An 18,279-nucleotide genomic window follows, 5' to 3' on the forward strand; every position below is an offset into this window, starting at 1 on the left:
GTCATACATGACCAAGACTGTTATCACCAGCGACAAGGCCCCGGCCGCCATCGGCACTTACTCCCAAGCGATCAAGGCGGGCAACACCGTTTACATGTCGGGTCAGATTCCTCTGGACCCAAAAACCATGGAACTGGTTGAAGGCTTCGAAGCCCAGACCGTTCAGGTGTTCGAGAACCTCAAAGCCGTGGCCGAAGCCGCCGGCGGCTCGTTCAAGGACATCGTCAAACTGAACATCTTCCTCACCGACCTGAGCCATTTCGCCAAGGTCAACGAGATCATGGGCAAATACTTCGACCAGCCGTACCCGGCCCGCGCCGCCATCGGCGTTGCTGCCCTGCCAAAGGGTTCGCAGGTTGAAATGGATGCCATTCTGGTCATCGAGTGATGCGCACGGCGCGGCCTTCAACGCCGCGCCGACTGCTCAGCAAGAAAAGGTTTTGAAAGGATTCCACCATGCGCAAAGCGCTAGCTCTCCCGCTGCTCGCCATTTTCCTCGGCGGCTGCGCCAGCAACCCTGCCGATCGTGATATCAGCGGCACCTGGATCAATCAGGTGGCGATCGATGCTGCAGCCAAGGGCGGCCCCCTGCGCGAAGCGCTTCAGGCTTACGGTCCCAACCTTGAGTGGGACGTCAACACCAAGGCCAGTCAGGCTCGCTACACCAACGGTTTTGAGAACGTCGAAGGACGGCTGCTGGGTGAGAAATCCGGCGCCTGGAAAGTCGATTTCTATGGCAGCTCCGCCAGTCAGCTGAAACGCGACGGCAGCCAACTGCAGCAGGCCGCCAGCGATAACGAACCTGAGCAGCTGTTCGACCGCGCACAGATTCCGGTGCCGGAAGGTGCGCCGATTGGCGCCAGCTTCGAACGCGCGTTGTATTCGGCGTATCTGGGCGGTGACTGGAAAATCACCAGCGGCCAGGGCGAAGGCAGCACCGTGCAATTCCAGGCGGACGGCCAGGTCTCCGGTTTGCCGGGGGCTGATCGTTACGCGTTATGTCTGGCGGGCGATTGCGCATCAATGAGCAATGGCAACGACAGCATGTGGCTGCAACAGAATGGTCAGGGCAATAACTGGATCTTTGTGCGCAAGGGCAAAGAGCTGGAAATTCTCCAGGCGGTGAATGCCGCGTTGGCGGATGAACAACCGCAGTTCACCGCGGGTGAGCGCAAGTGGTTGCTCGAGAAGCAGTGACCCGCTTCTGAATTCGCAGACATCCCCTGTAGGAGTGAGCTTGCTCGCGATAGCGGTGTAACAGTCAGCACAAGTGTTGAATGTTATGGCCTCATCGCGAGCAAGCTCACTCCTACAGTTGTTTTGGGGTGTCTCGAACTCAGGATTCACCTTCAAGAATCGCGGCATAACCTTCGCGGTAGCTCGGGTACGTCGGCGTCCAGCCCAACGCTTTCACACGCGCATTGCTGCAACGCTTGCTGCCCGTGCGCCGAACGCTGGCGTCTTCCGCCCATTCGGTCACGCCCAGATACTCACGCAACCAACCGACCACTTCCGCCAACGGTGCCGGCGCATCGTCGACACCGATATAGAAATCCTCCAGCTTCACGCCCTGCCGATCTTTCTCCAGCAGAAATGCCAGCAACCCGGCGGCGTCGTCAGCATGGATCCGGTTGCCATACAGCGGCGGCTCAACCGCCACGCGATAGCCACGGCGCACCTGCGTCAGCAGCCATTCGCGGCCCGGGCCGTAAATTCCGGTCAGGCGCAGGATGCTCGCCGGAATGCCGCTGTTGAGCGCGACCTGTTCCGCTTCCAGCATCAGGCGCCCGGAATAACCCGCCGCCACCGTCTCGGACGTCTCATCAACCCACTCGCCGTCCTGCTGCCCATACACGCTGCTGCTGGACACGAAGATCAGCCGCTCTGGCACCTGCCCGTAGTCATCCAGCCAACTCAGCACATTCTGCAAACCCTGCACGTAAGCGGCGCGATAACCAGCCTCGTCGTGATCGGTGGCCGCGGCGCAATACACCAGGTAATCCACCGCTCCCACCGGCCAGGTCGCCGGGCAGTCTTCATTGAACAGGTCGCCGGCAACGCCGATGACCCCGTCAGGCAGCTTCGAAACATCCCGGCGCAAGCCGTGAACTTCCCAGCCAGCCGTCAGCAATTGCGTGGCCAGACGACTGCCGACATCACCACAACCGGCAATCAAAACAGAAGGCGCGGACATCAAAAAACTCCCATCGGAAAGGCACAGACTAGCGCCGGCAAGGGACGAGCGGCTAGCAATGTAGGAAAAAAAGATACTCTATTACTTTTGTTAACAAGAATTACTTGCAATAATGCACGCCACTTTTGTTCTCGGCCTTACGAGGCCTGGTAGAGCATCACCGTTTTTCTATCTCAGGTCCGGCCAGCATGACACGTAATCAAATCCCCGCTTCGCCAACCAAACGACCTCGCGTTTTTAGCGCGGTGGCGGCACTGTTGCTCAGCTTGATGCTGGCACCGACCGCTGCGTTCGCCGACGCTCAAGCGCCCGCCGCACCAGCCGCTGCCGAACAGCACGCCCCGGCCGCCGAGGCGCCAGCTGCTGCTCCGGCTGCCACCGATCCGGTGCAGGCAGTCGACGCTGCCGACGTGCCTGAAGTGCTCGAGGCCGACAACAGCTTGGGCATGGCACACGACCTGTCGCCGTGGGGCATGTACCAGAACGCCGACATCATCGTGAAAATCGTGATGATCGGTCTGGCCATCGCTTCCATCATCACCTGGACCATCTGGATCGCCAAAGGCTTCGAGCTGATGGGCGCCAAGCGTCGTCTGCGTGGTGAAATCGCCGCTCTGAAGAAAGCCACCACCCTGAAAGAAGCCAGCGCCACCGCCGGCAAAGAAGGCACTCTCGCCAACCTGCTGGTGCACGACGCGCTCGAAGAGATGCGCCTGTCGGTCAACAGCCGCGAGAAAGAAGGCATCAAGGAACGCGTGAGCTTCCGTCTCGAGCGCCTCGTAGCAGCCTGCGGTCGCAACATGAGCAGCGGCACCGGCGTCCTCGCAACCATCGGTTCCACCGCGCCGTTCGTCGGTCTGTTCGGTACCGTGTGGGGCATCATGAACTCCTTCATCGGCATCGCCAAAACCCAGACCACCAACCTTGCTGTCGTAGCGCCGGGTATTGCTGAAGCACTGCTGGCCACTGCACTGGGTCTGGTTGCAGCGATTCCAGCGGTTGTGATCTACAACGTGTTCGCCCGCTCGATCGCCGGTTACAAGGCACAGGTTTCCGATGCTTCGGCAGAAGTCCTGCTGCTGGTCAGCCGCGACCTCGACCACCAGCCTGAGCGCAGCTCTCAGCCGCATATGGTCAAAGTGGGGTAATCGGCCATGGGCCTGCATTTGAAAGAAGGCGCAGACGACGATCTGGCCGAGAACCACGAAATCAACGTCACGCCGTTCATCGACGTGATGCTGGTGCTGTTGATCATCTTCATGGTGGCCGCTCCGTTGGCCACCGTGGACATCAAAGTCGACCTGCCTGCCTCGACCGCCAAACCGGCGCCGCGGCCAGAAAAACCGGTGTTCCTCAGCGTCAAAGCTGATCAACGCCTGTTCCTCGGCGAAGACGAAGTGAAACCCGAAGCACTGGGCGCCACTCTCGACGCCAGAACCAAAGGCAAGAAAGACACCACCATCTTCTTCCAGGCTGACAAAGGCGTGGATTACGGTGACCTGATGAGCGTGATGGATAACCTGCGTTCCGCCGGTTACCTGAAGGTCGGTCTGGTCGGACTTGAGACGGCAGCCAAGAAATGATCACGACGCGCCATAAGCTGACGCGTTACAGCGGTAGCCTGGCCGTGGTGCTGGGCGTTCATGCGCTGGCCATCGCGCTGGCGCTGAACTGGACCGCCCGCCCGCCCATCGAGTTGCCGCCACAGGCAATGATGGTCGAGCTGGCCCCGGTTCCGGCCCCGCCACCGCCTGCTCCGCCGAAAGTCGTCACACCGCCACAGCCACCGGCTCCGGTCGAAGAGTTGCCGATTCCGAAACTGGCCGAAGCACCGAAAGCTGAAATCGCGGTGCAGAAGCCCAAGCCGAAGCCAAAGCCTAAACCGCCGAAGCCGGTCGAGAAAAAGCTGCCTGATCCACCGAAGGAAAAACCTTCCGAGGAGAAACCGGCTGATACGCAACCGACTCAGGCACCGACGGAGAAATCCGCTCAGCCTGCACCGGGTCCGTCGCCTGCGCAGATGGCGGCCAAAGCCAGCTGGCAAGGCACCCTGCTCGCGCATTTGGCCAAGTACAAAAAGTACCCGGCCAGCGCGCAGGCAAGGGGCAAGGAAGGCTTGAACCGCCTGCGCTTTGTGGTGGATGCCGAAGGTAACGTGCTGTCGTTCGAACTGGTGGGCCGCTCTGGCAACGCTGATCTGGACCGGGCTACCCTGGAAATGATCCGCCGCGCGCAACCGCTGCCCAAGCCACCGGCCGACATGCTGAACAACGGCTCGATCGAAATTGTTGCGCCGTTTGTTTACTCCCTCGAACGCCGCCGCTAAGCAACACCGCAATACCTGTGGGAGCTGGCTTGCCAGCGATAGCGGTGTGTCAGAGAAGGATTTATTAGCTGACCCACCGCAATCGCTGGCAAGCCAGCTCCCACAAGGTTCTCCGCTAGCCGAGAGAACCAAGGCAAAAAGGCACCGAAAGGTGCCTTTTGCATATCCACTCGCGGCAAACCCACATTACCCGGTGTCGCATTCCTCACTCAGTCTGATAACGTGCGTCTATCGATTGCAGCCGGTATGCTTGGCCCGCATCTTCATGGACGCTTGCTATGACCCTCACAGAATTACGCTACATCGTTACCCTCGCCCAAGAGCAGCATTTCGGCCACGCGGCCGAGAAATGCCACGTCAGCCAGCCGACCCTGTCGGTGGGCGTGAAGAAACTTGAAGACGAACTCGGTGTGCTGATTTTCGAGCGCAGCAAAAGCGCCGTGCGCGTGACCCCGGTCGGCGAAGGCATCGTCGCCCAGGCGCAGAAAGTCCTTGAGCAAGCCCAAGGCATCCGCGAACTGGCCCAGGCCGGCAAGAACCAGCTGACCGCACCGCTGAAAGTCGGCGCGATCTACACCGTCGGCCCGTACCTGTTCCCGCACCTGATCCCACAACTGCACCGGGTCGCCCCGCAGATGCCGTTGTACATCGAAGAAAACTTCACCCACGTGCTGCGCGACAAACTGCGCAACGGCGAGCTCGACGCGATCATCATCGCCCTGCCGTTCAACGAAGCCGACGTGCTGACCCTGCCGCTCTACGACGAACCGTTCTACGTCCTGATGCCGGCCCAGCACCCGTGGACGCAAAAAGAAACCATCGACGCTGGCCTGCTCAATGACAAGAGCCTGCTGCTGCTCGGCGAAGGCCACTGTTTCCGCGATCAAGTACTCGAAGCCTGCCCGACCCTGACCAAGGGCAACGATGGCGCCAAGCACACCACGGTCGAATCCAGCTCGCTGGAAACCATTCGCCATATGGTCGCCTCCGGTCTGGGCATTTCGATTCTGCCGCTGTCGGCGGTCGACAGCCATCACTACGCCCCCGGCGTGATCGAAGTGCGTCCGCTGTCGCCGCCGGTGCCGTTCCGCACCGTGGCTATCGCCTGGCGCGCGAGCTTCCCACGGCCGAAAGCCATCGAGATTCTCGCCGACTCCATTCGCCTGTGCTCGGTGGCCAAGCCAGCGGCGCCGGTTACGGCCGGTTAAGCGAGCGTCATGACTGAGCTGTCGCAAGTGTCGGTGACGGCACTCAAGGGTGTCGGCGAAGCCATGGCCGAGAAACTGGCCAAGGTCGGTCTTGAGAACCTTCAGGACGTGCTGTTCCACCTGCCGCTGCGCTATCAGGATCGCACCCGCGTGGTGCCGATCGGCCACTTGCGACCGGGGCAGGACGCCGTGGTCGAAGGCACCGTCAGCGGCGCCGACGTGGTCATGGGCCGCCGTCGCAGCCTCGTCGTGCGTTTGCAGGACGGCACCGGCGGACTCAGTCTGCGCTTCTACCATTTCAGCAACGCACAGAAAGAAGGCCTCAAGCGCGGCACGCGGGTGCGCTGCTACGGCGAAGCCCGGCCCGGCGCCTCCGGGCTGGAAATCTACCACCCGGAATACCGCGCCATTACCGGTGACGAACCGCCGCCAGTGGATGAAACCCTGACCCCGGTCTACCCGCTCACCGAAGGCCTGACGCAGCAGCGCCTGCGCCAGTTGTGTATGCAGACGCTGACCCTGCTCAAGCCCGATACGCTGCCCGACTGGCTGCCGACTGAACTGGCGCGCGACTATCAACTGGCGCCGCTGGCCGACGCGATCCGCTACCTGCACAACCCGCCCGCCGATGCCGATGTCGACGAACTCGCCCTCGGCCATCACTGGGCGCAGCATCGCCTCGCCTTCGAAGAACTGCTGACCCATCAGTTGTCGCAACAACGTCTGCGCGAAAGCATGCGTTCGTTGCGCGCGCCAGCGATGCCGAAAGCCAAGAAGCTGCCGCCGAAATACCTGGCCAACCTCGGCTTCAACCCGACCGGCGCCCAGCAACGCGTTGGCAACGAAATCGCCTACGACCTCAGTCAACACGAACCGATGCTGCGGCTGATTCAGGGCGACGTCGGCGCGGGCAAAACTGTGGTTGCTGCCCTCGCCGCGTTGCAAGCGCTGGAGGCCGGTTATCAAGTCGCGCTGATGGCGCCGACCGAGATTCTTGCCGAACAACATTTCATCACCTTCAAGCGCTGGCTCGAACCGCTGGGCATTGAAGTGGCGTGGCTGGCCGGCAAGCTCAAAGGCAAGAACCGCGTCGCCGCGCTGGAGCAGATCGCCAGCGGTACGCCGATGGTGGTCGGCACCCACGCGCTGTTCCAGGACGAAGTACAGTTCAAGAATCTGGCGCTGGTGATCATCGACGAACAGCACCGCTTCGGCGTGCAGCAGCGTCTGGCGCTGCGGCAGAAAGGCGTCGGCGGGCGCATGTGCCCGCATCAACTGATCATGACCGCCACGCCGATTCCTCGGACCTTGGCGATGAGCGCCTACGCCGACCTCGACACCTCGATCCTCGACGAACTGCCGCCGGGTCGAACCCCAGTCAACACCGTGCTGGTCACCGATACCCGCCGCGTCGAAGTCATCGAACGGGTGCGCGGTGCCTGCGCCGAGGGCCGTCAGGCCTATTGGGTGTGCACGTTGATTGAAGAGTCGGAGGAACTGACCTGTCAGGCCGCCGAAACCACGTTTGAAGACCTCACCCTCGCCCTCGGCGAGCTGAAAGTCGGGCTGATCCATGGGCGCATGAAGCCTGTCGAAAAAGCTGCGGTCATGGCCGAATTCAAGGCCGGTAACCTGCAACTGTTGGTCGCGACCACGGTGATCGAAGTCGGCGTCGACGTGCCCAACGCCAGCCTGATGATCATCGAAAACCCCGAGCGCCTCGGCCTCGCGCAACTGCACCAGTTACGCGGCCGTGTCGGCCGGGGCAGCGCCGCCAGCCATTGCGTGCTGCTCTACCATCCGCCACTGTCGCAGATCGGTCGCCAGCGCCTGGGCATCATGCGCGAGACCAACGACGGTTTCGTCATCGCCGAAAAAGACCTCGAACTGCGCGGCCCCGGGGAAATGCTCGGCACCCGCCAGACCGGCCTGCTGCAATTCAAAGTCGCCGACCTGATGCGCGACGCCGACTTGTTACCCGCCGTGCGCGACGCCGCGCAAGCCCTGCTGGAGCGCTGGCCGACCCACGTCAGCCCGTTGCTTGATCGCTGGTTGCGTCACGGGCAGCAATACGGCCAAGTGTGAGCACCGTCGCAGTTTCTGACAGATCGTTCTGACCAAGCTGGTTATACTCCTGCCATTGTTTCAAAAACGGATACAGATCATGACCGAAGCCGCCCTCGCCCCCGAATCTCCGCACGCGCCGTCTGTCATCCGGCTGCTGCTGGACAAGCTCGGGATCGCCTACGAAGAAGTGCTCGACCACCACGGCCTCAATGCATCGCGCAAGGTGCAAGCCGTGTTGCTCGATGACGCTGTCGGTGCGCTGATGGTGCTGTTTCCGCAGAGCCAGTTGCTCGATCTCAATCGCCTCGCCGAACTGACGGGCCGTCGCCTGACTGCCGTGTCGACCGAGCGCCTGCAAAAGATGCTCGGCAAACACAATCTGAGCCTGCTGCCAGGCCTGCCGGCGCTGACCAGTTCGCCGTGCCTGTATGAAGAAAGCCTGCTGCGCGAACCGAAGTTGCTGATCAACTCCGGCGAGCCGGGCCTGCTGCTGGAAATCACCAGCGAAGACTTCAAGACCATGCTGACCAAGGCCAGCGCCGCCAACTTCGGCGAAGCCCTGAGCAGCATCCGCCCGAACCTCGACCGCCCGGACGATGACCGCGAGGAAATCACCCAGGCCGTGCAAGCGTTCACCGCGCGGCGTATCCAGCAGCGTCTGGAAGCGACCATCGAGATTCCGCCGCTGGCCGAAACCGCACAAAAAATCATCAAGCTGCGCGTTGATCCGAACGCCACCATCGACGACATCACCGGCGTCGTTGAAACCGATCCGGCGCTGGCCGCGCAAGTGGTGAGCTGGGCGGCATCGCCGTACTACGCTTCGCCGGGCAAGATTCGTTCGGTGGAAGACGCGATCGTTCGCGTACTCGGCTTCGATCTGGTGATCAATCTGGCGCTGGGCCTGGCTCTCGGCAAGACCCTGAGCCTGCCCAAAGACCACCCGCAACACACCACGCCGTACTGGCAGCAGTCGATCTACACCGCCGCCGTCATTGAAGGCCTGACCCGCGCCATGCCACGCGCCCAGCGTCCGGAAGCCGGCCTGACCTACTTGGCTGGTCTGCTGCACAACTTCGGTTACCTGCTGCTGGCCCACGTGTTCCCGCCGCACTTCTCGCTGATCTGCCGCCACCTGGAGGTCAACCCGCACTTGTGCCACAGCTACATCGAGCAACACCTGCTGGGTATCAGCCGCGAACAGATCGGCTCGTGGCTGATGCGCTACTGGGACATGCCCGATGAACTGGCCACTGCCCTGCGCTTCCAGCACGACCCGAGCTACGACGGCGCCTACGCCGAATACCCGAACCTCGTCTGCCTGGCCGTACGCCTGCTGCGCAGCCGCGGCATCGGCTCCGGGCCCGACGAAGACATCCCCGACGCCCTGCTCGAGCGCGTCGGCCTGAGCCGCGACAAAGCCAACGACGTCGTCAGCAAAGTTCTCGAAGCCGAAGTCCTGCTGCGCGAACTGGCCTCGCAATTCAGCCAGGCTTAAAACAAAACAGGCCCGCTCCTCCAAGGATCACCAAAATCCCTGTGGGAGCGAGCCTGCTCGCGAAGAATCCAACTCGGTCTACCAGACCGCCCCTGATCGTTCCCACGCTCCGCGTGGGAATGCATCCCGTGACGCTCCGCGTCACCAAAGGCTCAAACCTTAGGCTTCGCCTTTCTCGGCACCAAATACTTCATCAACCCCTGAAACCACATCACCAGCGCCGGATTGCCCTTGAGCTGGATCGACTTGTCCTGAATCCCCTGCATAAACGCCAACTGCTTGTTCTTCGCCTGCATCGTCGCAAAGCCATAACCGGCATCTTTAAACGCAATCGCAAACGCCGGCTCCGCCACCACGCCAGACTTACTGGTGATGCGCTGATCCTTGACCACGAAATGCCGCGCCACTTTCCCGTCCAGCGTCTGCAGCTGAAACACCAGATCCTTGTCACCCAACTGCTGCTGGAACGCAGGATTTGTCCGGCTGGCTTTACCCATCAACAAACCCATCATCCACAGAAGAAAACGAAATTTCATGCGCACAGCCTCAAAAGGAAAATGAACGGCCGGGGCAGTGTAAGGGATTCAGACGATAACACCAGTATCTGACTCTATTGGAAGAGGATGCAGACAATTTCCCGCACGATGACCGCCAAGTCACGATTCAAGCTCGCCCATTGATCGCTCCCCCGCTCAGCGTGGGAATGCATCCCGAGACGCTCCTCGTCTCACCACTCACCTTTCCTACACCTGTTGAAACACATCCCTGTAGGAGCTAGCGAAGCCTGCGATCTTTTGATCTTAAACCCTGCAACCCAATGGGAAATTTCCTGCAAAGCGCCGGGATACCCATGAACTAGGCAGGTTGGCAGTTCGTCGATAGCCTCTGTGTGTCGCCGCAAAATCGGTGACCGGATGTGCAAGTCCGAACTCGGGGAAATCAATTAATTGCTCAGGATTTACACCGATGACCGATGAAACATTCAGCACCGAAGCAACCTCGCCCTACGAATCCCCCAATTCGAAGAAACTCCACGAAGCCGCCGAACGCGCCCTCGACCACCATTTCAAACCGCCCATCGAACCACACCCCAAACGCGAAACCGGCCTCTTCAGCCTCTCCCCCGGCACCGACGCCGAAGCCCTCATGGCCAATGCCTCCGAAGACCTTCTGTCCATCAGCGTCATCGCCTGCGACCTCGCCGACGACCTCCACGGCTCCCGCCGCTCGGTGGCACTGGCCCTAAGCCGAATGGCGGATGGAGTGCGATTGATGGTGGAAGGAACACTCGACCACATCGAAGTGCGGAGCGTGGCGGCTAAGCCGTAGCGGGATTTTTGGATAAAAAAAGAGGGACGTTAAGTCCCCTTTCCATCGACTCTCGGAAAGCCAATGGTCGTTTCAAAAGTCGTGAAACCAGCGGCATTCGAAATGCTATTTTGCTAACCAAAGAGGGCGGCTCATATCAAGCCGCCCTCTATGCTTTCGCAATTACACCTTCTTCTCAGACGACTTCAAATTGCTGGCCTGTTCGGCCACCAAATCCATCCAGCCACCGGGCTTGTCTTCATCATTAGCGGCTTTCGCCACCATACCGGCCAATGAACCGAAGTCCTTCTTACGAGCAGCTTCGGCTGCTTCAACCGCTTGATGGGCAACCAGGATTTTCTGCAGCGCAGGCGTGTTGGCAGTGGCTTCGCTCAACGGTTTTAGCGGAGGCAAGGCTGCGACCTTGGCGACCATATCGCCCGGCGCTTTAGTGAACGACCTCAGGGCATCCAGATTGCTTGCCACCGGAATCGCGATACCGGTAAGCGGGTCGAATGCGCTGATTTCCGGCAGGCCTTTCCCGGTAAGTATTGGTCGAGCAACGTTCATCAGAGGAAATGCCAGCAACATACGCGGATCGCGTTTTTTTATGCTCAAACCGATACTGGCCACTGCTATACCGATGCCGATAACACGCCCAGCCGTGGCAACCAAAGACAACTGCTTGTTTGACTCGTTATCGAAATGCACCAGACGTATACGGAAGTAATCAGTGAAAGGTTCGCGCGGCCCTATGCCAGATGTATTCATAAACCATGCGCGAGAGTCATGAACCTGATCATCAAATAGCGCAACCAAGTCTTCTTGACCCTGTCGCACTTTGTTTGGCCCGCTGAACATTTCCTTGTAACGCGCCGTGCCATTGTCATACAGGTAGTTGTACTCCTCGGCTTCATCTTCCTCGTTGATAGCGTAGACCGTGCCCCCAACCAGCATATCGATGATCGTACTGCCAATTTTCCAGTCATCCAGGATTCCCCATTCTTTCAGGTAGTCATGACGGAACTCGGCAGCCGCGCCCAAGAGCTGAACCTGATCAAGGGGTGGATCGAAAGCTTTCTCCAGACGGATGCTGTCGACCTTTGCCTGCCCCCCGACAATCTGGACATTCAATTGATATTCTTTTTCCTGCGCCTCAGTGTAAGTGGGCAACGGCTGCCCTTGCGCTGCGGCAGCAGATTCAGCGGAGCGACGCTTATAGATCGCGCTCCAGGCAGCCTGCTGGGCCTCCGGCATATCTTTGTCGACGTTCGCAAAGAAACCACGTTGTGCTAAGCCACCGGCATAACGATCAATGCGCCAACCCGTAATCAGCGCCTGCTCACGCTTGATCATTTCATCGAGAGTGCCGCCTTTGACTTGAGACTGCCATGCATTGAAACGCTTAACTAACTCGTCGGAAACGTCAAACTCTTCCAAGACCTCATCCGTCATCATGCGCCATTTTTCGTGTACCCCCTCTTGCCACGCGAATGGTGGTACTTGTAAAGGAGCACCAAATTGGAAGGCCTCAGCATAGAGATGTTGAAGTGCGACTTGAGAGAGTATGTAGGCGCTACCCGGAAGTGCTTTACCTTGGTTACCCGGAGAATAACCACCGCCTACATCCGAATGTACGCCGGGGTAAAGAAACTCAAAAGTGTTCTCACGATAGCCAGAGGCCTGATCAGAGTCACGTTGACCTTCAGCATTTTTTGGCCGACGCCGAATCGAGTCTAAAGGAAAACTGGCACGTTGCTCGTGCGCCGACACCAGATGTACGCAACGTTTCAGAAAATGACAATCGTCAGGCAAGGCAGTATTCATACATTTGGCCAACGATTCATCAGGCAAACGCATGGTGCCGTCTGCCCAACCCATATGCCCTGCCGCAAACGGCATGCTATCAGCCATACCTACGGCTGCCACTGTGTCGCAGATGCCAAGAAACTGTATGGAGATTGGCAACCCTGCAAATCTATATTCGACTTGGTCTTCTGCACCTTTTGTACGAGTGAGCGCCTGCAACCAATTGGCAAAAGTTCGCGCCTGCGCAGCACCACGCGAAAAACCATAAACATAAAGACGCATCGCGAGAATTTCTGGTTTTTCTTCCGAGTCGCGGCGTTTGGCTAAAGCTTCCTCTAGCTTTTTTATTTCTGGTCGGAGCGTGGACTCACGTTTCTTTTCACCATTCTCGAGCAAACCACCGGTAACAAAAGTAGTAAGCCCAGTAGCCATCGAATCGAGAAACGCTTGAGTTTCGGAAATTTCAAGTCGGCTCCCATCAATCGTTTGTTTCAATACATCGATTAGTCTTGTCAGACCCCAATTTATTCGATTTTCACCACCACTCGCAAACATTAATCCGCCATCACTTGGAGTATACTCACGAACATCGGGAAATACTGTTCCAACTCCAGGGCTGTAATAACGGAAGAAGCCTAGATCTTCGGTTACAGGATTCCCTCCCAAGCTCGCGTGAAAAATTCTTGCAATATTGCTACTTGATGAAGGTACCGACGAGCTATCAGCTTTGTCATTATTGTTGGTGCCGTCAAACGCGATTGTAATGTGCAGAGTTTTACAGCATGGAGGTCCACTGTAGGCAGCACCTGATGCTTCGTTTTTTTTTCGCTGTTGATTGCCGAAGTTAATCTCGTCACGCTTCTGCAAATTAATATTTTTTGTTAAATTTCCAGGATCAGTGGGTAATCGTCGCTGTTCCGGGAAAACTGGAGCAACAAGCGCCGCACTTGGAGATTTGCTTGACCCGGCATGAGTTAGTGATTCGAGCATGAAGCCGACTCCTTGATATGGAAATAAGCTTTATCTGGATAGTTTTTATTTGAAGGGGTCAAGCATGTGGTCGAAACGCGCACTTGATCACAAGGTAGAAAGTGAACTTGTAACGCACAAACCTCTTGGCCATATTTTGGAATATCCACAACGGCTTTATGATTTAAATAGTTTTGTTTTTTTTCACTCATACGTTTACGCCATGCGTCAGAGTAAGGACGCTCGGTCCAATTAGCAGACGCATGAGGATCAGGATCTGTCTGCCACTCCACTATAGCCTTAAGGCCTGGCGACCACGTTCGAGGAAGAACCCCACAGCAAACCTCAGCCGCCCCACCTAAATTTGGCCCAAGATTCGGTCCCCCCGCACCATTAACAGTAAACCGATTAATGGCGGCAGAGGTATGGTTATAGCCAGTTATTGGCGCTGACAGCATTTTTGACTCAGCTTGACAGCCACTAACTATCAAAACACCAAATATTAAAGATAGCGCGCGTGTGTAATAGGATCGTCGATAATTCAAAAACGAATGAGCTTTAGAAGACAAATGCCACCTCCAGATAAATGAACTGCGCCCTTTAAATAGCAAGGAGCCCAAAAAGAAATTAGAACTAGTAGAATTTTTCATTAAGGAGCCAAACATATCGTCGCCTCCTTTAATTGAAAGTAATCATGATCCAGATATTTCGGATGGACCGGGGTGTAGCAGGTGGTAGAAACACGGACTTTATCGCAAGGTAGAAAATGCACCTGTATTGCGCAAAATTTTTCGCCATACTTAGGAACATCGACAATTTCTTTATGATGCGTGTAATTAGCGGCATGACGAGTATAAGCATTAGACTCAATCTGGCCGTACTTATCACGTTTAATGGCCGCGCGAGGGGCCGGATCGCTTTCCCACTCAACAACAGCTTTTAATCCCGGAGTCCATGTACGAGGCAAGGTCGTACAGCAAGTCTGAGAGCTCAGCCCACCTTGATGCGGGCCAATGTTAGGCCCGCCGCCTCCATTCACTGTGAATCGGTTAATGTTGCTCGACGTGTGGTTATAGCCCGAAATCGGAGTGCCTAACATCTCGGACTGCGCCTGACAGGCACCTAAATTCATCAGAACAAATACCAACAACAAAACGTTGGTTAACTGAATCCTTTTGGGACAAAAAGACCCCCATCTATTTTTAACTTCAAAACGATTCCAGCCTAGAAAAACGTTTGATACAAACGCCAACGAGCCGCGCAAATCATTCACCCCTACCATACGCTTAGACATATACCTGACGCTCCATGCTCACCTGATTATTAACAGGACTCTCGAACAACCAGGACCTGTACTAACTGTACATATATGTTTTAAATCGCATATCAGAAAACTCCTTTCAAACCTGTCGTACCATATGCCGAGTTATAACTTCGAACATGCTGACGGCTCCTTTAAATGAAAATAGGCCTTGTAGGGATAGTTAGGATGACCCGGTGTAAAACAAGTGGTAGAAACCCGAACTTGATCACAGGGTAGAAAGTGAACTTGTAACGCACACACCTTTTCAGCGTACCTTGGAATTTCCACTATTGCTGAATGATGAGAAAAACCAGCAGAGTGGCGAACAGCAGCAGCCTTTACAATTTGACCCTGTTGATCACGTTCCAGCTTTGCATAGGGCTCTGGATCTTTATCCCACTCAACAATCGCTTTTAAATTAGGATTCCACTGAACCGGAAGTAGACCACAGCAAACTTCACCACCTCCCTGATGGGGCGGAATATGTGGACCACCGGCGCCATTGATACTGAATCGTATAATTGATGCAGACGTATGGTTATAACCAGTAACCGGCGCACTCACCATCTCCGGCCCACCACGACACCCACTCAACGCCAATACCCCCAGTAAAACCCACACACAGACCAGCCCGGAAGACATCGCCCCCCGCACCGACCCACGCGCAATCGCATTCATCAAATCAACGCCTTCGGCGGCTCATCGATCACAAACGACGAGTTCTCCACCAACCACTGCTCAATGAACGGCTCGCGTTCCTCCGGCTCTTTCAACCCCTTCTGATTCGCCGCCAATTGGCTGCGATACAAGTGCCGAATCAAACTCTCGTTACGGCTCAAGCCATAGTTTTGGGGCACTGCGCAGCGATCGACCCGGTAGGCATCTGCTTCTGTCCACGCGAGCAGGTTGGCCACTTGTGGGTGATCGAACATCACCGGGCCGGCGGCGGGTATTTGCGCGTGGCGGACGTAGTTGCCGGGCAGGCTTTGCGGTTGTTGGTCGCGGTCGAGCCAGTGCCAGGAGATAACGGCGGCGTGGAAGGCGTTGCTTTGTACCGGGGTCAGGGTTTCGGTGACCGGCAGCAACATGCGCGGGTCGTAGTAGCGCAACACGCCTTCGGAACGGCCTTGGTTCCATTGGGCTTGAAGGAAGCCGCGCAGGTGATCGGCGAGCGCTTCGAATTGCCATGGGCTGAATACAACAACGACATGTTTATTGCAGTCGACGCCGTTGATGAAGGTTTTCAGCCAGTCGCGTTGGCCGATGTCGACGCGCAGCAGCAACGGGCCGAAATCGGCGATGGCGACCTCGGGAGTGTTTTCAAACAGCTTGGCCAGTTTTGCCGCGTCGGGCTGTTCGGCGAGCTGTTGCAGCAGTGGGTAGTCGAGGCTGGTGGCGTCGACCAGCACGTCTAGATGCTGCTGTTTGAGTTGTTGGGCGTTGACCCACAACTCGTCGAGCCAGCGCGCATTGCTTGTGTTCATGAAGTCGTCCTTTATCGTGCGGCCAGGGCTTGAGCGTTACGTTTGGCCCGGGCCAGACATTCCTTGCACACCGGTGGTGGCGGCAGCGGTGCGTTCGGCAGCGCCTGCGGTGGTACTGCGCCGGCGATGTCCTTGTCGGCAGCGCCCGGCAATATCGGCGGCTTGATGCCAATGCCAGTACCCGACCCAGCCGACCCGCCAGCATTAATCTTCACCACCGGCCCAACCACCGTCACACCGCCGCCATCCAGCTTGATAAAGCTCCCACCCCCAAGAATGGTCAGCTCTGTCCCCGCCTCAATAACAATCTTGTCCCCAGCCTTGAGGTGAATCTCTTTCCCCACGCTGGTCAGTTGCGCAGTCCCCAACTTCACATGCTGGTTCTGCCCAATCGTCAGGTGATCATCCAGCTTCGCTTCAACCTTGCGGTCGGAAATCGTGGTGCGGTGTTCTTCGGCCTTGAGCTCGGTATAGGTGTTCTTCACCACCGTGTCGTGACGTTCATTGCCGACCCGAATCTTCTGATCGTGCTCAACGTTCTCATCCCAATCCCGCTGGGCATGAATGTAGATCTGCTCTGCACCCTTCTTGTCTTCGATGCGCAGTTCGTTGTACCCACCGCCACCCGGCGAGCTGAGCGTTTTGAACACGCTGCGGGTCTTGTTCGCCGGCAGTGCGTACGGCACCGGGTTTTCCTTGTGATACAGGCAGCCGGTGACCAGCGGTTGGTCGGGGTCGCCTTCGAGGAAGGTGACGAGGACTTCCATGCCGATGCGCGGGATGCTGATGGCGCCGTAGCGGTCGCCGGCCCAGGAGCTGGAGACGCGCAGCCAGCAGCTGGTTTTGTCGTCGGCGAGGCCTTCGCGGTCCCAGTGGAACTGGACTTTGATGCGGCCGTATTGGTCGCAGTGGATTTCTTCACCTTTGGGGCCGGTGACCATGGCGGTCTGGCTGCCGAGTACGCGCGGTTTCGGGTGTTCGAGGGCCGGGCGGTAGAACACGTCCCACGGGGTGGCGAGGAAAGTGTTGCGGTAGCCCTGGTGGAAGTCGTCCTTGTTGTCGGTGGTGTCGCTGGTCACGCCTTCTTCGAGGACTTGCGGTTGCTTGCCTTCGTGGAAGATTTCGGTGAGCAGCCACAGGTCGTTCCACTCGCTGCGCGGGTGGTCGGACATGGCCATGAAGTGGCCGCTGACCAGTTTGGTCTGGTCGCCGCGACCTTCGGCCTGACGGTAGTCGGCGCGGTGGCGTTCGAGGGCGCGCTGGCTGAGGAACTTGCCACGGGCGCGGTCGATGAAGCGGCCCGGGTAGTCGTAGTCTTCCAGATCCGGTTCGCTGCTATCGCTGTCAGGAGCGCCGTCGGGTTTGTACGCGGCTTCCATTTGCAGGCGCGGTTTTTCGAAGTCGTAATCGCGGCGCGTGGTGCGGCTGGTGCGGGTTTCCAGACGCAGTCTGAAACCTTTGATCACCGGTTCTTCGGCAACCATGCCGCTGCCCTGCACGTAGGCCGTTGGTTGGCCGAGGTCGGGGAACACGGTCTGATCATCGCCGAACACCAGCAGGTGCCCTTTTGGGTTGTGCTGGAAGTGATAGTGAATACCTTCCTCTTCGCACAGGCGCTGGACGAAATGCAGGTCGGTTTCGTCGTACTGCACGCAGTAGTCGCGATCCGGGCACGGCTGGCTCAGCTGGAAACTGTAAGCGTTGCCCTTGATCCCGTGTTCGTCGAGGATCAGCGCGATGATTTTCGGCGCCGACATCTGCTGGTAGATGCGCTGGTTGGTGCGGTGATGCAGGTATTGCAGCTGCGGCACCATCGACACTTTGTAGCGGGTCAGGCGCTTGCCGGCATCACCTTGGGCGACGCGGTAGATCTGGCCGTGAATGCCACTGCCCTGCGGATCGAACGCCAGAAACGCCTGCTTGTGCAGGAGCTTTTCCAGGTCCAGATCCGGGTTTTCGCTGACCAGTTCCAGGTCGAAACGATACGGCTGGCTGATGCCTTCGGTGCCGGTGAACGACAGCACTTGCAGGTCGCCGACGTAGTCTTCCACTTTGAGGCTGAAGTGGGTTTCGTTAGCTGGGTTGAACATAAAGTGCTCCCTGTTCGAATGTC

At 57.8% G+C, this 18,279-nt stretch carries 17 protein-coding genes; 9 read left to right on the forward strand and 8 right to left on the reverse strand.

Translation table 11 applies throughout. The features are described 5' to 3' along the window. Positions 1-7: 7 nt before the first annotated feature. The gene (locus AC3Y64_RS27525; RefSeq protein WP_003229509.1) at positions 8-388 is read left to right on the forward strand and encodes a RidA family protein; all 381 of its coding nucleotides are present in this window, start codon (positions 8-10) and stop codon (positions 386-388) included. A 68-nt stretch (positions 389-456) separates the two neighbouring features. Then, the gene (locus tag AC3Y64_RS27530) at positions 457-1,197 is read left to right on the forward strand and encodes a hypothetical protein (protein WP_489985886.1); all 741 of its coding nucleotides are present in this window, start codon (positions 457-459) and stop codon (positions 1,195-1,197) included. Positions 1,198-1,336: 139 nt separating this feature from the next. Here the strand turns inward: AC3Y64_RS27530 and AC3Y64_RS27535 are convergent, their stop codons facing one another. Continuing rightward, positions 1,337-2,194: an SDR family oxidoreductase gene (locus AC3Y64_RS27535; protein WP_489985887.1), complete on the reverse strand. Its 858-nt coding sequence runs from the start codon at positions 2,192-2,194 to the stop codon at positions 1,337-1,339. 188 nt (positions 2,195-2,382) lie between these two features. Between AC3Y64_RS27535 and exbB the strand changes: the two genes are divergently transcribed. From exbB to AC3Y64_RS27565, 6 genes are all read left to right on the forward strand, one after another. Next, the gene (gene exbB, locus AC3Y64_RS27540; RefSeq protein ID WP_489985888.1) at positions 2,383-3,342 is read left to right on the forward strand and encodes a tonB-system energizer ExbB; all 960 of its coding nucleotides are present in this window, start codon (positions 2,383-2,385) and stop codon (positions 3,340-3,342) included. A gap of 6 nt (positions 3,343-3,348) precedes the next feature. Next, positions 3,349-3,777: a TonB system transport protein ExbD gene (exbD, locus tag AC3Y64_RS27545; RefSeq protein ID WP_053125060.1), complete on the forward strand. Its 429-nt coding sequence runs from the start codon at positions 3,349-3,351 to the stop codon at positions 3,775-3,777. Continuing rightward, positions 3,774-4,520 carry a TonB family protein gene (locus AC3Y64_RS27550; protein WP_038359287.1) on the forward strand — a complete coding sequence of 249 codons (747 nt, stop codon included), beginning with the start codon at positions 3,774-3,776 and terminating at the stop codon, positions 4,518-4,520. The genes exbD and AC3Y64_RS27550 overlap by 4 nt, the downstream gene beginning before the upstream one ends. A gap of 278 nt (positions 4,521-4,798) precedes the next feature. Next, positions 4,799-5,728 carry a hydrogen peroxide-inducible genes activator gene (locus tag AC3Y64_RS27555; protein ID WP_158958341.1) on the forward strand — a complete coding sequence of 310 codons (930 nt, stop codon included), beginning with the start codon at positions 4,799-4,801 and terminating at the stop codon, positions 5,726-5,728. 9 nt (positions 5,729-5,737) lie between these two features. After that, entirely contained in the window at positions 5,738-7,813 is a 2,076-nt protein-coding gene (gene recG, locus AC3Y64_RS27560; RefSeq protein WP_158958343.1) for an ATP-dependent DNA helicase RecG, read from the forward strand. Positions 7,814-7,892: 79 nt separating this feature from the next. Beyond that, the gene (locus tag AC3Y64_RS27565; protein ID WP_489985889.1) at positions 7,893-9,293 is read left to right on the forward strand and encodes an aminoacyl-tRNA deacylase and HDOD domain-containing protein; all 1,401 of its coding nucleotides are present in this window, start codon (positions 7,893-7,895) and stop codon (positions 9,291-9,293) included. A 152-nt stretch (positions 9,294-9,445) separates the two neighbouring features. On the opposite strand, the gene AC3Y64_RS27570 is transcribed toward AC3Y64_RS27565, so the two are convergent. Continuing rightward, entirely contained in the window at positions 9,446-9,829 is a 384-nt protein-coding gene (locus tag AC3Y64_RS27570) for a helicase (protein ID WP_129386565.1), read from the reverse strand. Between the two features lie 430 nt (positions 9,830-10,259). Between AC3Y64_RS27570 and AC3Y64_RS27575 the strand changes: the two genes are divergently transcribed. After that, positions 10,260-10,622: a DUF6124 family protein gene (locus tag AC3Y64_RS27575; RefSeq protein WP_489985890.1), complete on the forward strand. Its 363-nt coding sequence runs from the start codon at positions 10,260-10,262 to the stop codon at positions 10,620-10,622. Between the two features lie 162 nt (positions 10,623-10,784). Here the strand turns inward: AC3Y64_RS27575 and AC3Y64_RS27580 are convergent, their stop codons facing one another. The 6 genes from AC3Y64_RS27580 to AC3Y64_RS27605 form a co-directional block, all read right to left on the reverse strand. Then, positions 10,785-13,400: a T6SS phospholipase effector Tle1-like catalytic domain-containing protein gene (locus AC3Y64_RS27580; RefSeq protein WP_489985891.1), complete on the reverse strand. Its 2,616-nt coding sequence runs from the start codon at positions 13,398-13,400 to the stop codon at positions 10,785-10,787. After that, positions 13,385-14,044: a Tli1a family immunity protein gene (gene tli1a, locus AC3Y64_RS27585; protein WP_489985892.1), complete on the reverse strand. Its 660-nt coding sequence runs from the start codon at positions 14,042-14,044 to the stop codon at positions 13,385-13,387. The genes AC3Y64_RS27580 and tli1a (AC3Y64_RS27585) overlap by 16 nt, the downstream gene beginning before the upstream one ends. Continuing rightward, on the reverse strand, positions 14,029-14,511 hold the full coding sequence (gene tli1a, locus AC3Y64_RS27590) for a Tli1a family immunity protein (protein ID WP_489988036.1): 483 nt from the start codon (positions 14,509-14,511) through the stop codon (positions 14,029-14,031). Before tli1a (AC3Y64_RS27590) ends, tli1a (AC3Y64_RS27585) begins: the two co-directional genes overlap by 16 nt. A gap of 294 nt (positions 14,512-14,805) precedes the next feature. After that, positions 14,806-15,360, reverse strand: a complete 555-nt coding sequence (gene tli1a, locus AC3Y64_RS27595; RefSeq protein ID WP_489985893.1) for a Tli1a family immunity protein — start codon at positions 15,358-15,360, stop codon at positions 14,806-14,808. After that, positions 15,360-16,166: a toxin Tle1 chaperone Tla1 gene (gene tla1, locus AC3Y64_RS27600; RefSeq protein ID WP_253481328.1), complete on the reverse strand. Its 807-nt coding sequence runs from the start codon at positions 16,164-16,166 to the stop codon at positions 15,360-15,362. Before tla1 ends, tli1a (AC3Y64_RS27595) begins: the two co-directional genes overlap by 1 nt. A gap of 11 nt (positions 16,167-16,177) precedes the next feature. Continuing rightward, positions 16,178-18,256, reverse strand: coding sequence for a type VI secretion system Vgr family protein (locus AC3Y64_RS27605; RefSeq protein WP_489985894.1), 2,079 nt, complete (start codon positions 18,254-18,256; stop codon positions 16,178-16,180). Positions 18,257-18,279: the final 23 nt, after the last annotated feature.

It is taken from the genome of Pseudomonas sp. 4CAES_32.4 (genome assembly GCF_058136335.1).